This is a genomic window from Paenibacillus sp. CAU 1782, assembly GCF_054551715.1.
In genome coordinates this window covers 1-21,913 of record NZ_JBTOLL010000012.1, presented here as the reverse complement: position 1 = coordinate 21,913, position 21,913 = coordinate 1, and the positions used below count along the sequence as shown (strand labels likewise).

At 51.4% G+C, this 21,913-nt stretch carries 17 protein-coding genes; 10 read left to right on the top strand and 7 right to left on the bottom strand.

All coding sequences use genetic code 11. The annotated features are described in order from the left end of the window. Positions 1–3: 3 nt before the first annotated feature. Entirely contained in the window at positions 4–1,533 is a 1,530-nt protein-coding gene (locus tag ACX93W_RS19790; RefSeq protein ID WP_459394108.1) for a spore germination protein, read from the bottom strand. Between the two features lie 131 nt (positions 1,534–1,664). Here ACX93W_RS19790 and ACX93W_RS19785 point away from each other — a divergent pair, with 131 nt between their 5' ends. Continuing rightward, entirely contained in the window at positions 1,665–2,597 is a 933-nt protein-coding gene (locus ACX93W_RS19785; protein ID WP_459394107.1) for a DMT family transporter, read from the top strand. A 128-nt stretch (positions 2,598–2,725) separates the two neighbouring features. Next, positions 2,726–3,139, top strand: coding sequence for a VOC family protein (locus ACX93W_RS19780; RefSeq protein WP_459394106.1), 414 nt, complete (start codon positions 2,726–2,728; stop codon positions 3,137–3,139). Positions 3,140–3,213: 74 nt separating this feature from the next. Here the strand turns inward: ACX93W_RS19780 and ACX93W_RS19775 are convergent, their stop codons facing one another. Beyond that, positions 3,214–3,372 (bottom strand): asparagine synthase, encoded by a 159-nt coding sequence (locus ACX93W_RS19775; RefSeq protein ID WP_459394105.1) that lies wholly within the window; start codon positions 3,370–3,372, stop codon positions 3,214–3,216. Between the two features lie 303 nt (positions 3,373–3,675). Between ACX93W_RS19775 and ACX93W_RS19770 the strand changes: the two genes are divergently transcribed. Then, positions 3,676–4,545 (top strand): SDR family oxidoreductase, encoded by an 870-nt coding sequence (locus ACX93W_RS19770; protein WP_459394104.1) that lies wholly within the window; start codon positions 3,676–3,678, stop codon positions 4,543–4,545. Between the two features lie 458 nt (positions 4,546–5,003). Here the strand turns inward: ACX93W_RS19770 and ACX93W_RS19765 are convergent, their stop codons facing one another. Then, positions 5,004–5,888, bottom strand: a complete 885-nt coding sequence (locus ACX93W_RS19765) for an SDR family oxidoreductase (RefSeq protein ID WP_459394197.1) — start codon at positions 5,886–5,888, stop codon at positions 5,004–5,006. Between the two features lie 177 nt (positions 5,889–6,065). Between ACX93W_RS19765 and ACX93W_RS19760 the strand changes: the two genes are divergently transcribed. The 6 genes from ACX93W_RS19760 to ACX93W_RS19735 all read left to right on the top strand — a co-directional run bounded on the left by ACX93W_RS19760 (position 6,066) and on the right by ACX93W_RS19735 (position 13,273). Then, the gene (locus tag ACX93W_RS19760; RefSeq protein ID WP_459394103.1) at positions 6,066–7,064 is read left to right on the top strand and encodes a helix-turn-helix transcriptional regulator; all 999 of its coding nucleotides are present in this window, start codon (positions 6,066–6,068) and stop codon (positions 7,062–7,064) included. 41 nt (positions 7,065–7,105) lie between these two features. Further along, entirely contained in the window at positions 7,106–8,350 is a 1,245-nt protein-coding gene (locus ACX93W_RS19755; RefSeq protein WP_459394102.1) for an aminopeptidase, read from the top strand. 152 nt (positions 8,351–8,502) lie between these two features. Further along, positions 8,503–9,558, top strand: a complete 1,056-nt coding sequence (gene desA, locus ACX93W_RS19750; RefSeq protein WP_459394101.1) for a Delta(5) desaturase DesA — start codon at positions 8,503–8,505, stop codon at positions 9,556–9,558. A gap of 139 nt (positions 9,559–9,697) precedes the next feature. Further along, on the top strand, positions 9,698–10,876 hold the full coding sequence (locus ACX93W_RS19745; RefSeq protein ID WP_459394100.1) for a sensor histidine kinase: 1,179 nt from the start codon (positions 9,698–9,700) through the stop codon (positions 10,874–10,876). Beyond that, positions 10,873–11,475, top strand: a complete 603-nt coding sequence (locus ACX93W_RS19740; protein ID WP_459394099.1) for a response regulator — start codon at positions 10,873–10,875, stop codon at positions 11,473–11,475. Before ACX93W_RS19745 ends, ACX93W_RS19740 begins: the two co-directional genes overlap by 4 nt. Before the next feature lie 283 nt (positions 11,476–11,758). Continuing rightward, on the top strand, positions 11,759–13,273 hold the full coding sequence (locus tag ACX93W_RS19735; RefSeq protein WP_459394098.1) for an ABC transporter substrate-binding protein: 1,515 nt from the start codon (positions 11,759–11,761) through the stop codon (positions 13,271–13,273). Between the two features lie 123 nt (positions 13,274–13,396). Here the strand turns inward: ACX93W_RS19735 and ACX93W_RS19730 are convergent, their stop codons facing one another. From ACX93W_RS19730 to ACX93W_RS19715, 4 genes are all read right to left on the bottom strand, one after another. Beyond that, positions 13,397–14,362, bottom strand: a complete 966-nt coding sequence (locus ACX93W_RS19730) for an acetylxylan esterase (RefSeq protein WP_459394097.1) — start codon at positions 14,360–14,362, stop codon at positions 13,397–13,399. Positions 14,363–14,478: 116 nt separating this feature from the next. After that, complete coding sequence (locus tag ACX93W_RS19725; protein WP_459394096.1) at positions 14,479–15,351, bottom strand: tetratricopeptide repeat protein; 873 nt, start codon at positions 15,349–15,351, stop codon at positions 14,479–14,481. A 2-nt stretch (positions 15,352–15,353) separates the two neighbouring features. Next, positions 15,354–16,319: an ATP-binding protein gene (locus ACX93W_RS19720; RefSeq protein ID WP_459394095.1), complete on the bottom strand. Its 966-nt coding sequence runs from the start codon at positions 16,317–16,319 to the stop codon at positions 15,354–15,356. Between the two features lie 134 nt (positions 16,320–16,453). Further along, positions 16,454–19,045: a beta-propeller domain-containing protein gene (locus ACX93W_RS19715; protein WP_459394094.1), complete on the bottom strand. Its 2,592-nt coding sequence runs from the start codon at positions 19,043–19,045 to the stop codon at positions 16,454–16,456. A 294-nt stretch (positions 19,046–19,339) separates the two neighbouring features. On the opposite strand from ACX93W_RS19715, the gene ACX93W_RS19710 reads away from it, so the two are divergent. Then, positions 19,340–20,824 (top strand): glutamate synthase subunit beta, encoded by a 1,485-nt coding sequence (locus tag ACX93W_RS19710; RefSeq protein WP_459394093.1) that lies wholly within the window; start codon positions 19,340–19,342, stop codon positions 20,822–20,824. The last annotated feature ends 1,089 nt before the right edge of the window (positions 20,825–21,913 follow it).

Below are 21,913 nucleotides of genomic sequence, written 5' to 3'. Positions count from 1 at the left end.
TAATCACCTTTTCCATAGCGAGGGCTTGGCATAATTGCTTTTGCCCTGACGATTCAGATCGCGAATCTGATTGCTCATTGGCCGTGTGCGCAGGGAGGGCCAAGGCGCCCGATACAGCGTATCCTTCATATCACTGGCAAAGAATGGACCAAACGGGCTCATATAGGGTACCCCAAACGAACGGAGAGCGGTTAAATGTATAATCAACATGATGAGGCCCATTAAGACACCGAACAGCCCGAAGCTTGCGGCTAGAGCCATCAGGCCAAATCGGATAATGCGCACAGAAATGGATAGCCCATTCTCCGGAATGACATAGCTTGAAATGGCGGTAATGGATACGATGATTACCATGGCGGCGGAGACAACGCCCGCTTCAACTGCGGCTTGCCCGATAACGAGCGTGCCTACGATCGATACTGCCTGACCTACGTTTTTGGGAATACGGACTCCGGCCTCTCGCAATATTTCATAGGTGATCTCCATTAGCATCGCTTCGATAAAAGCAGGAAACGGCACACCCTCTCTCTGGGCCGCAATGCTGATCAGCAATCTTGTCGGCAGCATTTCCTGGTGGAAGGTGGAAATGGCGATGTAAAAGGATGGGGCCAGCATGGTGATGAAAAAGGCTAAATAACGAATCAAGCGCAGCAGTGTACTGATATCGGACCTTTGATAATAGTCCTCTGGCGATTGGAAAAAATGAACGAATAACGCGGGTACAACAAGCACAAATGGCGTTCCGTCCACCAGAATCGCGATACGCCCCTCCAGCAGAGCTGCAGCAATGGTGTCCGGCCGTTCACTGTTGTAGACCGTAGGAAATACCGTTCTGCGTGTGTCTTGAATGAATTCTTCAATATATCCGCTTTCCAATATGCCATCGATATCGATTTTGTCCAGCCGTCTGCCTACCTCGTTGACAATTTCGGGGTCAGCCAGGTCCTTGATGTACATCACGGAAACAGCGGTTTTGCTGATCCGCCCGATTTCACGGGATTCTATCCACAGTTCGGGATCTTTGATGCGTCTGCGAATCAAGGTGATATTGGTTCGCAGATTTTCATTAAAGCCTTCCATGGGGCCGCGTACGACGGATTGGGATTGAGGCTCGCCAATATTCCGGTCCTCTCGTCCTGCGGCAGCAATTCGCCAGGCTGAAGCCCTTCCATCTAGAAGCAGCAGAACATTGCCTGAAAGCAGGTCTGTGAACAGCCGCTCCATGTCGTCAATCCGCTGCACATCGCCGGCGACCAGCACCTCATGCAGCAGATAATGGATAAACTCATCGCCTTCCAGATCCTCGCCAAGCTCTTGATTGGAAATAAGAGAGGGCAGGATGGAACCGTGAAGCAGCTGCTGATCCACCATTCCATCCACATAAAGAAGAGCCGCCGGCCATCTCTTAAGACACTTAAACTCTTTTACAATCAGGTCATGGCAGTTTCCCATTGTTTGCCGAATTGTTTCAATCGTATCGCGCAAAACACCCGAAATGGGCTGCTGTGTCTCCGTTTCAAGGGCTTCCGCCATGGCTGTATACCTCCTGTCGAACAGTTTGCAATGACGTTAGAATACCCTGAAAAGATTGCCATTATGTCATATCAGACCCATTGTTTTTATGTTATAATTTCCGTTATTCATCGAAGAGAGGAACTGCTGCTGTGAACGATCGTCATTATTTTTCCAATGCCAAAATCGTCGCTTTGATCGCGACCTTATGTTGTGCTTTATGGGGGAGCGCGTACCCTTCCATCAAACTGGGGTATGAATGGTTTGCGATAGCCGCTGACGATATCCCCTCCAAATATGTGTTTGCGGGATATCGTTTTATTTTGGCCGGTGTGCTGCTGCTGTTGCTTGCCAGATTGACCGGAAAGCGCATATTCGCCCTTTCCCGCAAGGAAGTTGGGAGCTTGACGGCCTTGGGCCTTCTGCAAACCGCGCTGCAATATCTATTTTTTTATATTGGCGTTTCCAATACAACGGGGGTCAAAGGCTCTATCATGAACTCCACGACCACTTTTTTTAGCGTGGTGCTGGCGCATTATCTTTACAAAAACGATAAATTGGGACGAAACAAGCTGCTGGGCTGCCTGGTTGGGTTTGCGGGCGTGGTGGTTGTTAATTTCCATCAGGATTTGCTGGCGTTTTCCTTCTCGCTGACTGGCGAAGGATTTATCGTGATAGCCGCCTTGGTATTTTCAATAGCGGCAATATACGCCAAAGCGTTAACCAAAAGCGTGGATGTGCTGCTTATTACGGGATACAGCTTATTCATTGGCGGGGTCGTCTTGACCGTGCTTGGTTTGGCCCTTGGAGGAAGTATCACACGGTTTACGCCGGCGTCGATGGGCATTCTTGTTTATTTGGCGCTTTTGTCATCGGCAGCTTTTTGTCTGTGGAATGTGTTGCTGAAGTACAACAAAGTAGGCCAGGTCTCGGTCTACAACTTCCTGATTCCCGTATTCGGCACACTGTTATCGGGGCTGCTGCTGGGTGAAACCGTGCTGGAGCTTAAAAATCTGATTGCGTTGATTTTTGTGTCATTCGGCATATTTTTGGTCTATCGCGAAAAACCTTTTGGCCTATCATAAAATGATACGAAATATGGTAAGCTGTAGAGGCAAGCCGATTTTGTATGCGGCAGAAGCCGTGAGTTCGATTTTGGACAAGCCAAACCGGGACAAAGGGCTAGCGATCTGACCAATAGGAGAGTGAAGCAGTGGCCATCAATACCTATCTCAACTTTAAAGGGAATTGCCGGGAAGCCGTAGAGTTTTATGCCCATGTTTTTGGCGTCGAGGTACCAGACATTATGACGTTTGGCCAGTCGCCCCAACATCCCGACCATCCGCTGCCGGAAGGCATGGAAAATGGGGTCATGCATGCCCGCCTGGATGTTTTGGGCGGCACTCTCATGTTTTCCGATACCTTTCCGAACATGCCGTTGACGTTTGGCGACAATATCAGCCTTGTGCTTAATCTGACTAATCAGGATGAAGTAACCGCTTATTATAACCGCTTGAAGGAAGGCGGCAATGTCCAGATGGAATTGCAGGAGACTTTCTGGAGCAAATCCTACGGCATTGTAAAAGATAAATTCGGCATTACTTGGCAGCTTAGCCTGGAAGCGTAAAGTTCATAAAAACAATAGAGGCCGTTCCGGACAGCGATTGCTGCCGGGACGGCCTCTTCATGTTCCCGCCAAACCTAACGATGCTCCACCAGATCGATGGCTCCCAGAATGACATGAGCCAGGCCAAACCCCAGAACACCCGTACCTACAAGCTTGTACTTGCTTTTCATCAGTGAGGCCCCTCCGGCCGATACTACGGCTCCAAGAACAGTAGGAATCAAACCTTCGCGCATAATCGACACTCCTTACGGTTTTGTTTGGCAAGACAGTTTATTATTCCACCCCCGCATGGTGCTATGCATATTGCCTTGCAGGATCGATTGGGACATCTCTCCAAGCGCCAGTTGGCGCATATCTGAATTGGCGCGCGCCTTAACTGAGCGGCTGGCACCTACCCGAAATGGCAAGCAACTTAACTGAGCAGCTGCCTCATGCCGGTTTATGGTACTGTTCGCCAAACGGCATGTTTGCAGAACGTGCAGGGCATAGTACCAAATGGATCATTCGGACAAAAAGTGCGAAGGAGCGAAACGAAAATGAGTCAAACACCGGAAAAAAAGCAAGTACTGCCGCCGCAAAATCAAAACCGCCAGCCCGGCATTGAATCGCAGATGAATCCACGTCCAGCCTTTCAGTCGCCCGGCTACAAGGCTGCAGGGAAGCTGGCTGGAAAAGTGGCGATTATTACGGGAGGCGACAGCGGCATTGGACGGGCGGTTGCCGTCGCGTTTGCTATGGAAGGGGCTTCAATCTGCATCGCCTACAAGGATGAGCATCAAGATGCGGAGGAGACCAAAAGATTGATTCAGGAGCACGGAGGCTCATGTCACCTCGTCCCGGGCGACATTGGAGACGAAACCTTTGGAGCGCGGCTTGTGCAAGCTGCCATTGATCAATTCGGCAAGCTGGACATTCTCGTTAACAATGCGGCGGAGCAGCACGTCCGAAAAAGCCTGACGGATATTACTCCCCAGCAATTGCAGGCAACTTTCCGGACAAATGTGTACGGCATGTTTTATACGACGATTGCCGCTTTGCCTCGTCTGGCGCGGGGAAGCAGCATCATCAATACGGCTTCCATTACCGCCTACAAGGGCAACCCCGGCTTGATTGATTATTCCGCGACAAAAGGCGCGGTTGTTTCCTTTACCCGGGCGCTGGCGGCCAATCTGGCCGGAGGCGGTATCCGGGTAAATGGCGTTGCACCGGGTCCAATCTGGACGCCGCTTATTCCGGCGAGCTTCGACGCGCAGGCGGTTTCCCAGTTTGGCTCCGATACGCCGATGGGCAGGCCGGGCCAGCCCTATGAACTGGCGGCGGCCTATGTCTATTTGGCCTGCGATGATTCCAGCTACATGTCGGGCCAGATGCTCCACATCAACGGCGGCGAGCCGGTCAACGGATAAACCATGCCGCCAGGCATGATCCGCAATGGGAAGCGGACTTTTTGAACTACCCATCCAATGAAGGTTCAAAAAGTCCGGTTTTCAGTGCCGAGAAGATGGCAAGAAGCTAGAAATAGAGGACTGGAGCGTAGTGGTAGCTACGTGAGGACCTCAAATGTTTCCGGAGGAAACATCCTTCGTAAGCATAAGCTTATTTCGGCTGAATGCCATATTCGACGCTGGCCATGCCGCCAGGCATGATCCGCAATGGGAAGCGGACTTTTTGAACTACCTCATCCAATGAAGGTTCAAAAAGTCCGTTTTTCAGTGCCGAGAAGATGGCAAGAAGCTAGAAATAGAGGACCGGAGCGTAGTGGTAGCTACGTGAGGACCGGATATTTCGGCTGAATGCCATATTCGACGCTGGCCATGCCGCCAGGCATGATCCGCAATGGGAAGCGGACTTTTTGAACTACCTCTTAAAGGAGGTTGTGGGTTTTGGCGTAGTTCCCCCAATGCGGCTGCCCCCCATCGGCATCCTCTACGCCGTACATATCACCAAGACCCCAGCTTGGCAGAACGGTACCATTGTACTTGCTATATTCTGGGTCCGCAGACAACGCCGCGATGCCTCTGCCGATGAAATACGGCGTTTCGGATTCCGCGAAATGCTGGCTGTCCTGTATGCCGCTTGTAACGGCATCCCGCCAATTGTCCTCGGTGACGCCAAAATGCTCCAGCATTTCCTCCGAGCGCAGAAAACCCGGCGTTACGGCAAGCGCGGTAACCCCTGTGTCGGCGAGATCTCGGGACATGCTCTCCGCCAGGTGGATAGGCGATATTTTGGCCAGGCTGTAATAGAGGTTTCCCCGGTACCGGTAGTCGATGCCATCGGTTACCTCGATGATCAGTCCTGTTCCTCGTTCGATCATCAGCGGAGCGGCGTAAAAGGAGGTAATCATATGCGCCTTGACGGCTCTTTCTTGCACTAGCAAACCGTTTCCCAAGGAATGCTCCCAGAAGCGTTTGCCCCACTGGATCAGCTTTTCGCCTCCCCATATGTTATTGACCAGCACATCCAGTTGACCGTTTTGTTCTTCGCGAATACGGGAGATCAACCCCGCTACTTGTTCCGGTATGGTGTGGTCGACGGCAACGGCGATCCCCTTTCCCCCGGCTGCAGTGACCAGCTCTGCTGTTTGCTGGATGGTTTCGGGCCGGTTCAGGTCGGAACGACGTTCCGTCGTGCTTCTGCCGGTGCAATATACTGTAGCTCCAGCAGCTCCCAAGCTGACGGCGATGCCTCTCCCCGCGCCTCTGGTTGCGCCTGCCACCAGAGCTATTTGATTTTGTAACGGTTTTATTGTCATCATTTGCACTCCTTTGCGATTTTTTATGAAATACCGAGATGAAAGACGGCAGCGCTTCCGTTTCAACTTATGTTTTATCTTAAATGATGTAAGATGACATCTACTGTCATCATTGCTTGATATAATAGAAGTAGCTTGTCACTTCGGAATGATGCAAGGGGAGAAGGCTGGATGACGGCGTCACGATTGGTATCCATTGTGTTATGTTTGCAGAATGAAGGGAAGCTATCAGCGCAGCAGCTGTCGGAGCGGCTGGAGGTTTCCAAACGGACGATATTGCGGGATATGGAGGAGTTAAGCTCTGCGGGTATTCCGGTTTATGCGGAGCGGGGGCAAAATGGAGGATGGCGGCTGACCGAGGGTTACCGCACCAGCTTGACCGGCATGCATGCCGGTGAATTGGCGGCATTGCTTCTGTCGAGCCATGCCGGACCGCTTAACGATTTGGGGCGGAGTGACGAGCTGGAGTCCGCCCTGCAAAAGCTGCTTGCCGCATCCTCGGAAGCGGCTCGCTCCAGCGCGGCCGCCGCCAGGGAGAAGCTGCACATCGACGGCGCGGGCTGGCATGACGATAAAGGCTTGCGGCAGGGGCAGGGACAACGTTTTTTGCGAGTCATTCAAGAGGCCGTCTGGGGCGAGCGCCGGCTTCGGATAGCCTCGCTTCGGGATGGCAAGCCGATGGAGCGGGTCGTTCATCCGCTGGGGCTTGTTGTGAAACGAGGCGTATGGTATCTTGTGGCGGCGCTTGATGCCGAGGAGGAAGCCCCGCAGAGGAACGGGGATGCCGTGCTGAGGACATTTCGCATCGAACGCCTGTTGAACGCCGAGCCGGCGAATGGAGCCTGCGAAATCCCGCCAAACTTTTCTTTGGCGGCGTATTGGGAGTCGTCGCTAAAGCAATTCAAGGAGCAGCTGCCGCGAATTCCCGGCAGGGTCAGAGTTGCCAAGGAAACACTTCCCATGCTTGAAGGGGACCGGTATACGGAAATAGGGGAAGCCACTCCCTGTCAGCGGGAAGGCTGGCTGGAGGCGGCATTGATGTTCCAAAGCCTGGAGAGTGCCGGGCGTCTTGCGCTGTCCTGCGGAGCCGGGATTGAAGTGCTGGAACCAGAGGAATTGCGGCGTTTTGTAGCAGATGAAATCAGGAGAGCAACAGTGTTATACTTGTAATGGTATTCGCCATTTCAATTTTCAAGGAGATGTTTGTACATATGACAATAGCGGGAAAAGCAAGAGACCATTTTGAAAAATACGCAGAGCTGATCGTTCGTACGGGCGTGAATATTCAGAAGGGCCAAGAGGTGTTTTTGTCAGGCGCTTCCATTGAAATTGCGGATTTGGTGCGCGTTATCGCAGCCAAGGCGTACGAGGCGGGAGCAAGCAACGTACATGTGGACTGGACCGACGAAACCGTCTCCAGGCTCAAATACGAAAACGCGGACGAAAGCACGCTTTCCAAATTCCCGGCATGGGAAACGTTGAAGCGCAATTCCTTTGTAGAAAACGGCGCCGCCTTTATTTCCATCACGTCCTCCAGCCCGGATTTGCTCAAAGGCATCCCTTCCAGCAAAATTTCGGCCTTCCAAAAAGCGGCAGGGGAAGGACTGAAGGAGTTCCGCAGAGCGGTTCAGTCCGACAAGGTCAGCTGGACGGTTGTTGCCGCTGCCGGCAGCGAGTGGTCGCAGAAGGTATTTCCTAACCTGCCCGCTGAAGAAGCGGTGGAGCGTTTGTGGAATGCCATCTTTGATTCCGTGCGGCTGCATACCGCCGATCCCGTTCAGGCATGGGTGGAGCATAACGAAAACCTGCATAGCAAAGCCGAAATTCTAAACAGCCATCGTTTCAAAAGTCTGCATTACACCGCGCCGGGCACGGATCTGACCGTTGAGCTCCATGAGAAGCATATCTGGGTGGCTGCGGGCAGCACCAACCAGGACGGCTTCAGCTTTATGGCCAATATGCCGACCGAAGAGGTCTTTTCGGTGCCGCTCAAAAACGGCACAAACGGCTATGTATCCAGCACAAAACCGCTCAGCTACGGCGGCAACATCATTGACCGCTTCAAGCTGACGTTTAAGGAAGGCCGAATCGTCAAAGCCGAGGCGGAACAAGGAGAGGAAATTCTCCGGAAGCTGGTTGAGATCGACGAGGGCAGCCACTATCTGGGCGAAGTAGCGCTTGTGCCGCATTATTCTCCTATTTCGGAGTCCGGCGTTCTGTTCTACAACACCCTTTTTGACGAAAATGCGTCCAACCATCTTGCTATCGGCAGCGGTTATGCGTTTAACGTAGAAGGCGGAAAAACAATGACGGCCGAAGAGCTCGAAGCTCATGGCGTCAATTCCAGCATTACGCACAACGACTTCATGATTGGCTCCGCCGAAATGGATATCGACGGCATCCAGCATGACGGCACTGTTGTACCGGTGTTCCGCAAGGGGAATTGGGCCATTTAAGGAGCGGCTGGTTCCTCTGCCGCAGAGCGGCTCATCCCCGCTGCATTTGCCCATATGACATTTGTCATATGGGTTTTTTGACGTTTATGACTGTTTCCGGTTTTGCCTCGCCTCTACAATGAAAGTACATGGTGAGATCGGGAGGAATAGCGATGTCTGAACTGAAACAAACCCATTTGAAAAAAAGCGTTGCCCCTTATGAAAAAACGGATATCTCAATCAGTATCCGTCAGGTGTGCAACACCCTTGTGCCGCTCGTACTGCTGTGGACGGCGGCTTATATGAGCCTGCCGGTATCGTATTGGCTTACGCTATTGTTTGCAGTGCCGGCTTCGGCCTTTGTGGTGCGTACGTTCATTATTTTTCATGATTGCTGCCATGGTTCCTTTTTTCGGAGCAAACGGGCCAATGACATCATGGGGATCATTACCGGTATTTTGACCCTGGTGCCTTATCAGCAGTGGAAAAACGCACACGGCATCCATCATGCAACAAGCAGCAATCTGGATAAACGGGGCGTCGGCGATTTATGGATTCTGACCATTAATGAATATGAGGCTTTAACGCCTATGCGCAAATTTGTATATCGGGCATACCGCCATCCGCTTGTGATGTTTGGTCTTGGGCCGATAGCCGTTTTTATCGTGCAATACCGTTTCAATCGCAAAGGAGCCAAGCGCAAAGAACGCCTGAATACGTATTTGATGAACGTTCTGATCGTAGCGTTTTACGCCTTCATGTGCCTGGCGCTGGGCTGGCAGTCGTTTTTGCTGGTGCAATTCCCGATCTTCTATTTGGCTGGCGTGCTGGGGATCTGGCTGTTTTATGTGCAGCATCAGTTCGAGGAGTCTTATTTTGAACACGAAGATGAGTGGAGTTACGTGATGGCGGCGGTGGAAGGCAGCTCTTACTACAAGCTTCCCAGACTGCTGCAGTGGCTGACCGGGAATATCGGCTATCACCATGTTCACCATCTGGCTCCAAAGGTGCCCAATTATTATTTGGAGGATGCGCATGAATCGACCCCTCCGCTGCAAAAAGCCACAACCATTAATATCCGCCAAAGTCTGGAAAGCTTGCGATTCCGGCTTTGGGATGAAGATAGAAAACGTTTTGTCAGCTTTCGCGACGCCAAGCGCCACCGCATCGCGAAGGAAGGCGAGCGTATAAGAGGCGGCAGCGCTCGTACGGAGCCCAAGGCGGGTTAATTGCGGGGGGCGGCATAAATTTCGCCCGCCTCCGAGTTTGTCATTGCTCCCGTACCCGGGAGCTTCTCTTCTTTCAGTGACGCTTTGTCTTGTCCCGGTATGCTACAATAGAAGCAACGACGAGCAGGGGGGGACTTCCTTGAACAAGTGGTATCAAATTTTCAGCCGCAGCACGGGGCTTAGTCCCTATGTATGGCTTGTCTTTTACATTTTGCCCTTTTACTTTATCTTTCGCTCCTCTTCAACGCCGGAGGTTGTATCCGGCATTGTTATGATTATATTGTTTTTTGCCTGCTACCGTTTTGCCTTTATGTCAAAAGGGTGGTTGGTTTACTTTTGGACCAGCTTGCAAATTGTTCTTTCCATTGCGATGACTCTATTGTTCAGCTATGTGTACTTCTCGATTTTTCTTGCCTTTTTTATAGGCCAGATCAGCAATCGAAAAGGTTTTTTTATTTTGTACGGCATTCATTTGGTCAGTACCTTTGCAACCGTCAATTATGGATTTGTTACGCGCAGCCCGCTTTTTTTTACCCAGTTTCCGTTTATTCTGATCTGTCTGATCGTCATCATTCTTCTTCCGTTCAATACCTACAATCAGAAGAAGCAGGGAGAGCTCGAAGGGCAGTTGAAGGATGCCAACAAACGGATCGACGAATTGGTCAAGCTGGAGGAACGGCAGCGTATCGCGCGGGATTTGCATGATACGCTGGGGCAAAAGCTTTCTCTTATCGGCCTGAAGAGCGATCTGGCGGCAAAGCTGCTGAATAAAAACCCCGTGCAGGCGCTTGGCGAAATCCGCGATGTTCAGCAGACCGCCCGCGCTGCGTTAAAGGAAGTCCGGGAGATGGTTACGGAGATGCGGGGCGCGCGACTGGGCGAGGAGCTGCGGCGCGTCACGCAAATTCTGGAGGCGGCGGGCATAGATTGCGAAATATCGGGAGAGTCGGCGCTGGGGAAAACGACTCTTTTGGCCGAAAACGTGCTGGGCATGTGCTTGAAGGAAGCAGTCAACAATGTGGTCAAGCATAGCGATGCCACGCGTTGCCGGATTGTTATTCATTCCATTGCCCAGGAGCTTGTGCTGACGGTAGAGGATGACGGGATTGGCATGAGAAGCGGTCAAAGCTATATATTTGGCAACGGTTTGCTCGGCATGAAGGAAAGGCTGGAATTTGTTAACGGCAGTCTGGATATCGCTTCTGCCGGGAAATGGAATTCATCATCAGAGCGGGCAAGCGACAGCCGGCTCGGGACCAAGGTTACGATCAAGGTGCCGCATGCGCTTGCCGGATCGGGAAGGAGGAGAGGTAGATGATTTCAATCGTAATTGCCGAGGATCAGCGCATGCTGCTTGGGGCATTGGCCTCGCTTCTGGAGCTGGAACCGGATATGACCGTCGTTGGCCGCGCTTCAAACGGGGAAGAGGCGTTGGAGCTAGTGAGGAAACATAAACCCGATATCTGTATAATGGATATCGAAATGCCTCTGATGACCGGTTTGGAAGCGGCGGAGCAAATGAAGGGAAGCTGCAAGGTCATTATATTAACCACGTTTGCGAGATCGGGTTATTTTGAACGGGCGATCAAGGCGGGCGTCAGCGCGTATATGCTGAAGGATAGTCCCAGCGAAGAATTGGCGGGCACGATTCGCAGCGTTATGGCCGGACGGCGGGTATACGCGCCGGAGCTGATGGATGAAGCTTATGGGGCAGGCGGCGATAATCCGTTGACCGAGAGGGAGACGGAGGTGCTTGGACTTGTTGCCGACGGAAAAAATACAAAACAAATCGCAAGCGAGCTGTATCTGACCACGGGAACGGTTCGCAATTATATTTCTGTCATTCTGGATAAGCTGGGCGTCAGCAACCGGATCGAAGCCATTACGCGGTTTAAGGAAAAAGGCTGGTTTAAATAAGTCGAAAAACTCGTTCCAGTTTTGGGACGTTTTTTTTATGAACTGAATGTAATTTTTTTTGCTATAATTCAACCTTTTCCAATTTAAAGTTGTCAATAATATGGGGGAACTTCGAAACGCAAAGAGAATTGAGTCTGCCGTACAAGCTCATTCTATCACCGGAAAATCAGTCGTCTTATTATTTTAATATAGAAGAGACTGCAACCTTTTCCAATTTTAAAACGTATAGTTAATGGTACATACTGGAGAGTTTGTAAGATCATAAACAGGGGGAGAGCAGAAAATGAATAAAGGATTGAAAAAAGTGGTTCCGGCTGTGCTGCTGACATCGGTGCTTGCCGGCTGCAGCTTCGGGAGCGGCGGCGCTGAGGATCCAAATAAGGAAACCGTACTGAAAGTTATGTATTACGACGAACGGGCGTTTAATCAAACCTACGGCATGTTGTACAGCGCGTTGAATCCCAATGTGACTATCGAGGTTGTTTCGACGCAAGACCTGTATCGCGGCTCCAATAATACGGAGGAAGGCGAAGAGTTTGATTACGATAAGGCGTTCGCCAAGCTGATTGAGGATGAAAAGCCGGACGTATTGATCCTGGAGAGCGAGCAATACGAAAAAATGTCGCAAGATGCCAAACTGCTTGATCTGGATACGATGATTACCAAGGATAAATACGACACCGAGGGACTTCTGACAGGCATGGTTGATTATATGAAGGAGTTCGGAGGCGGACAACTTTATGGGATTCCAACCAGCTTCAGTTCCCAGGTTATGTATTACAACAAGGCCTTGTTCGATAAATACAATATCGCTTATCCAACGGACCAGATGACCTGGGACGAGGTCATCAACTTGGCCAAGCAATTCCCGATTGATGGCGAGCCGGAGGATCGGGTATATGGCTTGAGAGCTGGATACAGCGGAGACCTGTCAGAAATCAGCCAATTGCTGGCATCTTCCGAGGGCATCACTTATATTATTCCTAAGAGCAAGCAATTAACGATCAACACCGACGGCTGGAAGCGTATTTTGGAAACGTCGCTGGATGCCATTAACTCCAAAGCGCTTTATTTTGAAGACCGCAATAATTGGGGCATGTCGGGCGGCATGAGCATGGATGACTATTACATGCAAAATCCGTTTCTGGCAGGCAGACTGGCGATGACTGTTGACCACAATTACCTGATGCAGCAGATCAAGGAAGCTCAGCAATACTCGCAGAACAAGGATCAAATCGTAAGCGATTGGGATGTTGTAACCGTGCCTGTCAGCGCGCAAAATCCGGATCAAAGCCCGAATATGTATTACGGCGGGATCATGGCGATTTCCAAGGACGCAACTAGCCCGGAAGAGGCTTGGAAATTTATTTCATACGTAACGGGCGATGAATACGCAAGGGTAAATGCTAAAAATAGCTACAGTTACAACTTCCCTGTTCGAACCAAATATATTAAAGACGAGGAAGGCCGTAACTTTGAAGCGTTCTACAAGCTGAAACCGACGAAACAAATCATCAACTACCGTGATTATGAACTGCTCCCTACGCAATTCAACGCAATGTTCAACGACTTGATGAGCACAGAATTTAAAGCATTGCAGGAAGGCACCAAATCCGTTACGGAAGTGCTGGAGCTGCTTCAGGTGAAGGGCGAGGAGTTGCTGGCTGAGGATTCCTGGACCGATGAAGAGCTGCAAGAATATTACGAAAAGCAATATGAAAGCCAACGGCAGCAGATGATGGAAGCTGCGGGCGAATCGACTGGAAGCGACTCTTCAGAAGCTGTTTCCGTTGAATAGCGGATTCTTAAGCCGCCATGAGGACTGAGTAACTTTACCAACAAACAAGGCGTTTGCTTTCCCATTGCCGGGAGAGCAAACGCCTTGTTTTTTTCGAAATGAATAACGAATAGAGCAGAAGTCTTATTTTTGCAAGTAATCCATAAAGAGCTGCAATCTTGGCGTGATGGAGCCCGGTACAAGTTCATGTCCATGATAGCGGTAAACGGCGATTTCCTTATCGCATTGGATATGGTTATATACGGCGAATACGGTGGAGGGAGGCGTTACCGTATCCACTAATCCGATTGTGATCCAACTGAAGCACTGGATGCGCGAAGCCAGATTCATCAGATCGAAGTAGCTTAGCGTTTCCATTGCTTTGTCTTCAATTTCGGGACTGCCGGAGTGACGCTTGAAATAATCGTTCAGCTCGCCGTAAGGGCCGCTTGGCGTAAAGTCCACGGCGCGCCTAAAATGCGAAAGATAAGGGTGGTCGGCAACGGCCAGCTTGGGCACGTTTGACAATGCCGCGGCTGCCAGCGTAATAGCTCCGCCTTGGCTGCCGCCCGTAACGGCGATGCGGCTGCCGTCCACTTCCGGCATGGAAGCCAATACATCAATAGCGCGAACGGCATCCATATAGACTGCGCGATAATAATATTCGTCCTTGTCCTGAATGCCCTTGGCCATCCAGCCCGCAACATGTCCATTGGAGGAGATGACATTGTCAACGCTCAATCCATGTTGGCCGCGGCACATCATTTTGAGAACGGCATAGCCTTTAAGCGCTTGATTGACGGTATCGTGGATGTCGTTGTCCATGCACCAGTTATAGCCGTGATAGGAGGCAATGCCAGGCAGCGGCTGGGAGCTCTCCGGCATAGCCAATATGGCTTCGATTCTTGCGTGATTGAAGCCTTGGTAGAGAACGCGATAAACGTTGATCCCTTTTACGGGATAAGGAATTTCAGTACGCTCGTAGGATAAAGGAACCTCTGCCAGCTTGTCCAGCGTATCGTTCCAGAAGGCGTCAAAGTCGGGCCGTTTTGTCAGCTCGGGTTTGTATGTACGGAGTTCCTCTAGCGGCAAATCATAGGGCTGTGCCATTTTCGCAATCATCCTTTGTCGATTAATAGGTATCGTCATTGCCATCTTGCCACAAGAAATGGCATTTCACAATAGCGTTTTCATAGCTTTAATAGATGCGTGTTCTTCAGGTGCCGTTACGAGCGCCTGCGCCATCCAAACACTTTGATGTGTACAAGCAGCTTCGTGATCCAATGCGTCATGACATACAGGAATAAAAAGAGAAAAATAAAAGGTCTGAACAGGATCGCGATCCCGATCCAGATAAGCAAAATCTGCCATGGCTTCATGCTTTTCATCCATTTGACCGGCGCAAGGAATATGCGGTAAAGGGCATAGTTTTTTTGCAGGGCATCCAAATATTCATCGCGGATTTGTTTGTTGGCGGGGTCCAGCTTAATGGCATTGCTCAACATCCGAAGATGCTCGTCGTAGTCGTTGCGATGCTCGGCCGCCCATCCCAGGTAGAGATACACATGATCGGATTCCACCTCAAGCCGCAGCGCTTTACGCGCCAGGTCCCGCGAGCTTTCCGAATTGCCCAGCAGCGCTTCCGTATAGCTCAGTGTAGCCAGAAACAACGGATTGTCGGGATCTAGCGCCAGGGCTTTCAATAACTGCTCCTTGGCTCCCGCGAACTGGCTGCGGCGATTCATTGCATTCGCCCGCAAAAAACCATAAAAGGGCTCTTCCGGGTCGATCCGCTGAGCTTCGTCCAGACAGGCGTCAAGCGACTTCCAGTCGCCCATTTCGTACTTCGTGACCGATCGGACAAACCAGCCGATCCGGCTTTCGGGATCGCGGCGCAGCGCTTCGGTTGACCAATGCTCTGAATCCTTGTATTGCTCCATGCGAAGGGAAACCTGCGCGAGCACTGCATATGCGTTAGGATCATCCGGCGTTTCGCCGATTAATGCACGCGCTTCCGCCAACGCTTCATTGTAACGCTTCCATTCCAGCAGCTTGTATATTTTGGAGTAGCGAAGCTCGGCGTTTTGTTTGTCGACCATCGTTATTTCAGTCCATTCGCCTTTATATAGTCAAGCACATGCTGGTAGTCTTGGTTGACATCGCTGAAGGTTGCGTAGTTTTTAGCGGTAGAGAACCATTCCAGAGTGGTCGCCTTGCGTCCTTTGCTGGACTTGCGCATGTCTTCTTGGGTGATGGGCTGCAGCTCGCCGGTTTCAATGGTGCGTTCCAGCGCATGCTCCACGGCATCCTTGACGATTTGCTCCAGATCGGCGCCGGAAAAATGCCGGGTATCCTTGGCGATACGAGCCAAATCCAGCTTTTCCATCGGTTTTCCCTTTAATTTCAGATCCAGAATGCTTTGGCGTTCGGCCTCCTCCGGAGGAGGCACAAAGATGAGATGATTGAATCGGCCGGGGCGGCGCAGAGCGGAATCCAAATACCATGGCGTATTGGTTGCGCCGATGACGAATATGCCGTCATTAAAAGCTTTTAGCCCGTCAAGCTCCATTAGCAATTGGTTGACCAGCATGCGGTCATGATGCTGTCGCATGTTGTTGCGGCTGCCGCCCATGGCGTCAAGCTCGTCTATAAAAACGACGCAAGGTCTGTTCTCCCTTGCCTTCTGGAATACATCATGCAGATTGGTCTCGCTTTGGCCTACGTACATGGACAAAATAGCCTGCAGCTCAATGTGCAGAAAGTTGGCTTCGATTTCTCCGGCGATTGCGCGGGCGAGGAAGGTTTTGCCGCAGCCGGGAGGTCCGAACAGAAGCAGGCTGCCGCCGGCTTCGCGTCCATAAGCGGCAAACAGCTCGGGCTGCTGCAGGGGCAATATAAAGTTCATGCGGATTTTCTTTTTGACATCTTCCAGCCCACCGACATCTTGAAAGGTTTCACCGGGCTTTTCCGTTTCTACCAAATCTTTACCAGCCTTGTCGAATTGCAGCAGCTTTAGCTTGTTGCGGCGACGTTCCGCCAAATCATCGCGATCATTATGGTCGGACATGGCTTTCACCCATTTCTGCTCAGTTTGGTTTTCTATTATTATACCAGATTTCGGCAGATTTGCAGACGAGAGATGGCTTCGCTTCTGAATGGCAAACAGCGCGGGAAGGTATCCCGCGCTGTCACATAACGTTGTTATTGGTCCGTTTCCGGAACCGGCACCATGTCGATAGCGCCGCCATAATTGTAACCATAGTTGGATGGGATGCCAGGATATAGAAGTGAACCTCGTTGGCTTAAGCTGTTTAGATTATTGGCTTTGAGCATGGCATCGGACAAGGTGTACAGAGTATCCCCCGCGTAGAGAATCCGCCGGACCGCTTTGGAATAGTCATAGCCGTATTGACCGCTTTTCAGCAGATCCTCCGCCGACAAATGGCTGATGGTGCCGCGCAGCGTAAAGCCTTTATCGAGGTCGATTCCATAGACGTATGCGGCCTGGTTAACAAAATCTCCGTAAGCGGTAACGGCTTCGTCGGCCGACAGGTTTTTGTTTTTGACCTCATGCAGCTCAACGGGGAAAGCGAGCAGCCCCTTGGCTTTGGAGAACAACAATGCTTTGTGATTTCTGAGCAGTTCAGATTCCGTTCCTCTGTCGCCAATCAGTTCTTTAAACTTTTCTTTTGGCTGACTTACGTCGCTAACGTCGAACAACGCCATTTTGAGGCCTTGGTAATAAGCCATGACATCGTCGCCATTCCCTGTCTTGACGGGGAGCGTGTCGGTATCTTTGCCAAAGCCGATCAAGTGGTTTTCGTCATAGGGATGCAAATAGTCGCTATAACCCGGAATTTTCAACTGGCCCAATACGACCGGATTGGCTGGTTCGCGAAGGTCGATGGCGAATAGCGGGTCCACATTCCGGAAAGTTACCATATAGGCTCGGGCGCCCATGAAACGAACGGAATAGATGCGCTCGCCTGGAGCCAGCCCTTCAAGCTTGCCGCTAATTTGCAAACCTTCATCAAGCACATACAGATTATTGACCGAGATGTCGCTTCCCGTAGACCACATGTTGCCGTTCGTCAGGGCGACGCGCAGGTAGCCGTCATGTTCATCCATGGAAAACTGGTTTAGCAAGGCGCCCGGGACGGAGCCTTGGCCGCTATAAATGGTTTGGCCGTTGTCCAGCCTGAATTTGTGGAACACGGTTTCCTGCTTGTATTCGCCGCCGTTGCCGGGAACGAATTTGGTTACGGCTACGTACAGGTTGCGCTTCGAGGCGTATACGGTTTGACCGGCCCCCATATAGGCAGATACCTGATATTCTCCGTCCTGCTTGCTCAAGTCGACGGCTCCAACGATCATCATGGAGGCGTCCTCCGGCTCGGGGAAATAGCGGATATCGTCCAGCGTCAACGCCAGCGGCTTTTCGGAGACAGCAGAATCCTTGTACAGGAGCGTCATCGCCTGCTCCAGGTTTTGCGAGTTCGCTGCGGCCTGGCGTTTGTTGCTTGCTTTGGCCGTCATCATATCGTATAAGCCATAAACGTAGTTGTCTTTGTTGGTTACGATATACAGGTCGCTGCCGATTTTGCGGGAAGAAAGGTAGCTTCCTTCCTGAGCCAGCTCCCGGACCAGCTTGGGCTGACCTTGATCGTTTATATCGTAAACAAAGGTTTTAATGGTGCTGCGCGTCTGATACGGCAACGGGAACATCATGCTGGACTTAACGGCAGCATCAGGAGCAACGGAAGGTTCTGCTGAAATGGCCGATGATTCGTTGTCATTTCCTCTCGGCGCCGAACCGGAGGTCCCGCCTCCCGAATTAGCGTTTCCTGTTCCGGAATCCTGGTCTGCTGAACCGGCATCTCCAGTGGAATCGGCCCCGCCGCGTTCTGCTTCATAGACCGACAGACTCTGCTGGCCGATCACGACTAACTGGCCGTTGTCCACGTACAGCTCCTGGGGCATAAAAGCGTCCCTTTCCCCGTAATCCAGGGTTGCCGCCAGCTTAGGGTTTTCCGGTACGGAAATATCGGCGATGATTACCCGATTTCCGCTGATTTGATAAATGAAGGAGCCGTCCGTTTTGGCCCAGTCCGCTTCATCAACTCCCGCTACCTGGACATTGGTAGTGGAATAATTATCACCGCCCGGGACGGGAGCTTCCGCTTCCTGGACGCTGCTTTCGCCCGAGACAGCCCCGCCTTCGGCTGAACCGGCCAAATCGGCTGTCGCGTAAACGCGGCTATACATCTTGGATTGCCTTTTTTCCGCATCGTCTAGAAGCTTCATTAAATGGTCTACGGTTCCTACGCTAGGCAGCTCCTTTGGATCGTCGATCCGAATGCTGTGCTTCGCGCTATCCCAAACCACAATGGAGCCTAGCGCCTCCGAAATCGCGCGTGCCGGCACCAGTGCAACCCCGTTAGCCAGCCGTGGTGCGACTGGGAGGGCGACGCTTCTTCCGTTTGCGTTCATCGTTTTGGAGCCAATGACCAGCTTGGCGCTGCGATTGCCGCGAGTTACATCAATCGCTCGTCCTTCTTTTGCTGCATCGCGAAATGTTACCTTTGCCCCTAGCGCCTCCGCTATTTCTCTGACGGGCACAATTGCGGCGGAGCTTTCGATAAACGGTGGCGTTTGCAGCTCCAGAAGAGTTCCTTCAACGTAAACTCTGATTTCGCCTTGCGCTTCCACTGCCTGGCCGGGGCTTCCCTTCAGAAAAGGGAGAGCGCAAAGCGCAAGCGTGAGCAAGCCTGCGATTGCCGCTTTTTTCCTCATCGTTTTTCCTCCTTTATTTTTGGATGATGCTGACCCCTGACTTCATTTGTAACGGTTATCGAAGCGGCATTAAAAACGCTGGAAGCCGACATGTGCTGCTCTTGGTTGTCATCCATGTTGCTTTAATGCCATAGACGCGCTGTCAAGGTGATAGGTTGCGGCAGGAATTGCCTCCAAATGAAATAATGTCATGTCGTGATATGCTTCACTTCGTTGCCGGGGTGAAGAGTGCTACGATGAGCCATATCGCATGTATCTGCAGGCAGGTTTCAGAATCGAAACGGAGGAATTGCCATGGGAAAAGCGACAGGATTTTTGGACTACGAAAGGGAATTGCCGGGGGAATCGTCTCCGCTTGAGCGGATTGGCCATTGGGGCGAGTTCGCGATGCCGATGGCGGAAGACAGGCTTCAGCAGCAAGGCGCTAGATGCATGGATTGCGGAACGCCATTTTGTCATTACGGCGATATGCTGGCGGGTATGTCGGCAGGTTGCCCGCTGAACAATCTGATTCCCGAATTTAACGATTTGCTTTATCGGGGATGTCTGGAGAAAGCCCTGCAACGGCTGCACAAAACGAATAATTTTCCGGAGTTTACGGGACGGGTTTGTCCCGCTCCTTGCGAAGGCTCCTGCACGGCCGGACTTATCGGATTGCCGGTTACAATCAAATCAATCGAAAAAACGCTGGTGGACAGAGGATTTCAGGAGGGCTGGATCAAGGCTGAACCTCCGCTTGTCCGCACAGGCAAAAAAGTGGCAATCGTTGGCTCGGGACCAGCCGGACTTGCCTGCGCAGCTCAATTGAACAAGGCAGGCCATTCAGTAACGGTATATGAACGCGCTGACCGAATCGGCGGGTTGCTCATGTACGGCATTCCAAATATGAAGCTGGACAAAGCAACCGTTCAGCGAAGAGTGAATTTGCTGGCGGCGGAGGGAGTACGTTTCATCACGAATGTCCATGTCGGAATTGATATTCACGGAGATCAATTAAAAGCAGAAAATGATGCCGTTGTTTTGTGCGGAGGGGCTACCAAAGCACGCGATCTTCAAGTTGAAGGACGACAGCTTAACGGCGTTTTTCAGGCCATGGATTTTTTGACGCAAAATACAAAAAGCCTGCTGGATTCCGGGCTTGGCGACGGGGCGTATATTTCCGCCAAAGACAAGGATGTTATCGTCATCGGCGGCGGCGATACGGGAACCGACTGCGTTGCCACAGCTATTCGTCATGGCTGCCGCAGCGTGATCCAGTTGGAAATTATGCCGCAGGCTCCCCAATTCCGAAGCGCCGACAATCCTTGGCCGCAGTGGCCCAAAGTGCTCAAAACCGACTATGGTCAACAAGAAGCCATCCATCTGTACGGCGAAGATCCCCGGCAGTTTACGATTTCGACTCGACGGATCTTAAGCGATGAGCAGGGGGCGGTCAGTGGTGTGGAAACTGTCGAGATTTTTTGGCAAAGCGATAGTGAAGGCCGCAGAGTGCCGATGGAGGTTGCGGATAGCGCCGTTGTTCGCCCTGCCCAGCTTGTCCTGCTTGCCTTGGGATTTACCGGGCCGGAGGAGGGGCTTCTGGACCAGCTTGACGTACAACGGGATAACCGCTCCAATGTCAAAGCGGAATACGGCGAGCATACGACAAATGTTGAAGGCGTTTTTGCCGCGGGCGATATGCGGCGCGGCCAAAGCCTGGTCGCCTGGGCGATTGCCGAAGGGCGGAAATCGGCCAGAGAAGTCGACCGCTATCTGATGGGGGGCACGCAGCTTCCTTAGGGAGTTTTTTTAGCAAAATTGGCTCCCTTTGAAGGTTTAAGATCGCCTGGTTCCGGACCCGCTTGCTGATGTTTCCTTTATTACTGGCTGTTCGAGATGCTCAGTCTATGTACGGAAAGTCCATTATTGGACAGTTCTCTCGCCAATACAACCCCAGGAATGTCGAGCTTCCGGCATTCTTGGGGGTTCTTTTTTGTTGTCATCGTAAAGAACGGCTACTTTTGACCAATTCGGTTGACCGTACTTGCATACTGACCAATTCACCAACTGACCAGCTAAATGACGAACTGGCCAACCGACCAACCGACGAACTGACCAATGTACTAACTGACCAATCTACTAACTAACGAACTGACCAACTAACTGACGAACTGGCCAACCGACGAATTGACCGACAGACCAGCCGACGAACTGACCAATCTACCAACTGACGAACTGGCCAACCGACAAACCGACGAATTGACCAATCTACTAACTGACGAACTGGCCAACCGACCAACCGACGAATTGACCGACAGACCAACCGACGAACTGACCAATGTACTAACTGACCAATCTACTAACTGACGAACTGACCAACTCGCCAACTGACCAACTAACTGACGAACTGGCCAACCGACCAACCGACGAATTGACCGACAGACCAGCCGACGAACTGACCAATGTACTAACTGACCAATCTACTAACTGACGAACTGACCAACTCGCCAACTGACCAACTAACTGACGAACTGGCCAACCGACCAACCGACGAATTGACCGACAGACCAGCCGACGAACTGACCAATCTACCAACCGACTAACCGACGAACTGACCAATCTACCAACTGACGAATTTGCCACCCCACCTACTTACCTGCTACTTGGTGCGGCTAACGGTCATATTTGGCCATTAGCACACCTTTTTGGTCACTAGCCATGCGTAAAACCTAACATCGAAAATTGTGATCCTAAAAACACGGTAAATGGTATCTTTATCCTGTTCAAACAAAAAAAATTCTCCTAATGTGGAAGTGTGGCCATACGTTATCCATCACTCTCACAAAAGGAGAACACCCATGGATAACTTACCGAATTTACCGACCATTT

Bases quoted from the DNA above. Each gene is read 5' to 3' on its own strand.
- ACX93W_RS19790 (WP_459394108.1), bottom strand. From the start codon at position 1,533: ATGGCGGAAGCCCTTGAAACGGAGACACAGCAGCCCATTTCGGGTGTT.
- ACX93W_RS19775 (WP_459394105.1), bottom strand. From the start codon at position 3,372: ATGCGCGAAGGTTTGATTCCTACTGTTCTTGGAGCCGTAGTATCGGCC.
- ACX93W_RS19770 (WP_459394104.1), top strand. From the start codon at position 3,676: ATGAGTCAAACACCGGAAAAAAAGCAAGTACTGCCGCCGCAAAATCAA.
- ACX93W_RS19760 (WP_459394103.1), top strand. From the start codon at position 6,066: ATGACGGCGTCACGATTGGTATCCATTGTGTTATGTTTGCAGAATGAA.
- ACX93W_RS19755 (WP_459394102.1), top strand. From the start codon at position 7,106: ATGACAATAGCGGGAAAAGCAAGAGACCATTTTGAAAAATACGCAGAG.
- desA (WP_459394101.1), top strand. From the start codon at position 8,503: ATGTCTGAACTGAAACAAACCCATTTGAAAAAAAGCGTTGCCCCTTAT.
- ACX93W_RS19740 (WP_459394099.1), top strand. From the start codon at position 10,873: ATGATTTCAATCGTAATTGCCGAGGATCAGCGCATGCTGCTTGGGGCA.
- ACX93W_RS19735 (WP_459394098.1), top strand. From the start codon at position 11,759: ATGAATAAAGGATTGAAAAAAGTGGTTCCGGCTGTGCTGCTGACATCG.
- ACX93W_RS19730 (WP_459394097.1), bottom strand. From the start codon at position 14,362: ATGGCACAGCCCTATGATTTGCCGCTAGAGGAACTCCGTACATACAAA.
- ACX93W_RS19725 (WP_459394096.1), bottom strand. From the start codon at position 15,351: ATGGTCGACAAACAAAACGCCGAGCTTCGCTACTCCAAAATATACAAG.
- ACX93W_RS19720 (WP_459394095.1), bottom strand. From the start codon at position 16,319: ATGTCCGACCATAATGATCGCGATGATTTGGCGGAACGTCGCCGCAAC.
- ACX93W_RS19715 (WP_459394094.1), bottom strand. From the start codon at position 19,045: ATGAGGAAAAAAGCGGCAATCGCAGGCTTGCTCACGCTTGCGCTTTGC.
- ACX93W_RS19710 (WP_459394093.1), top strand. From the start codon at position 19,340: ATGGGAAAAGCGACAGGATTTTTGGACTACGAAAGGGAATTGCCGGGG.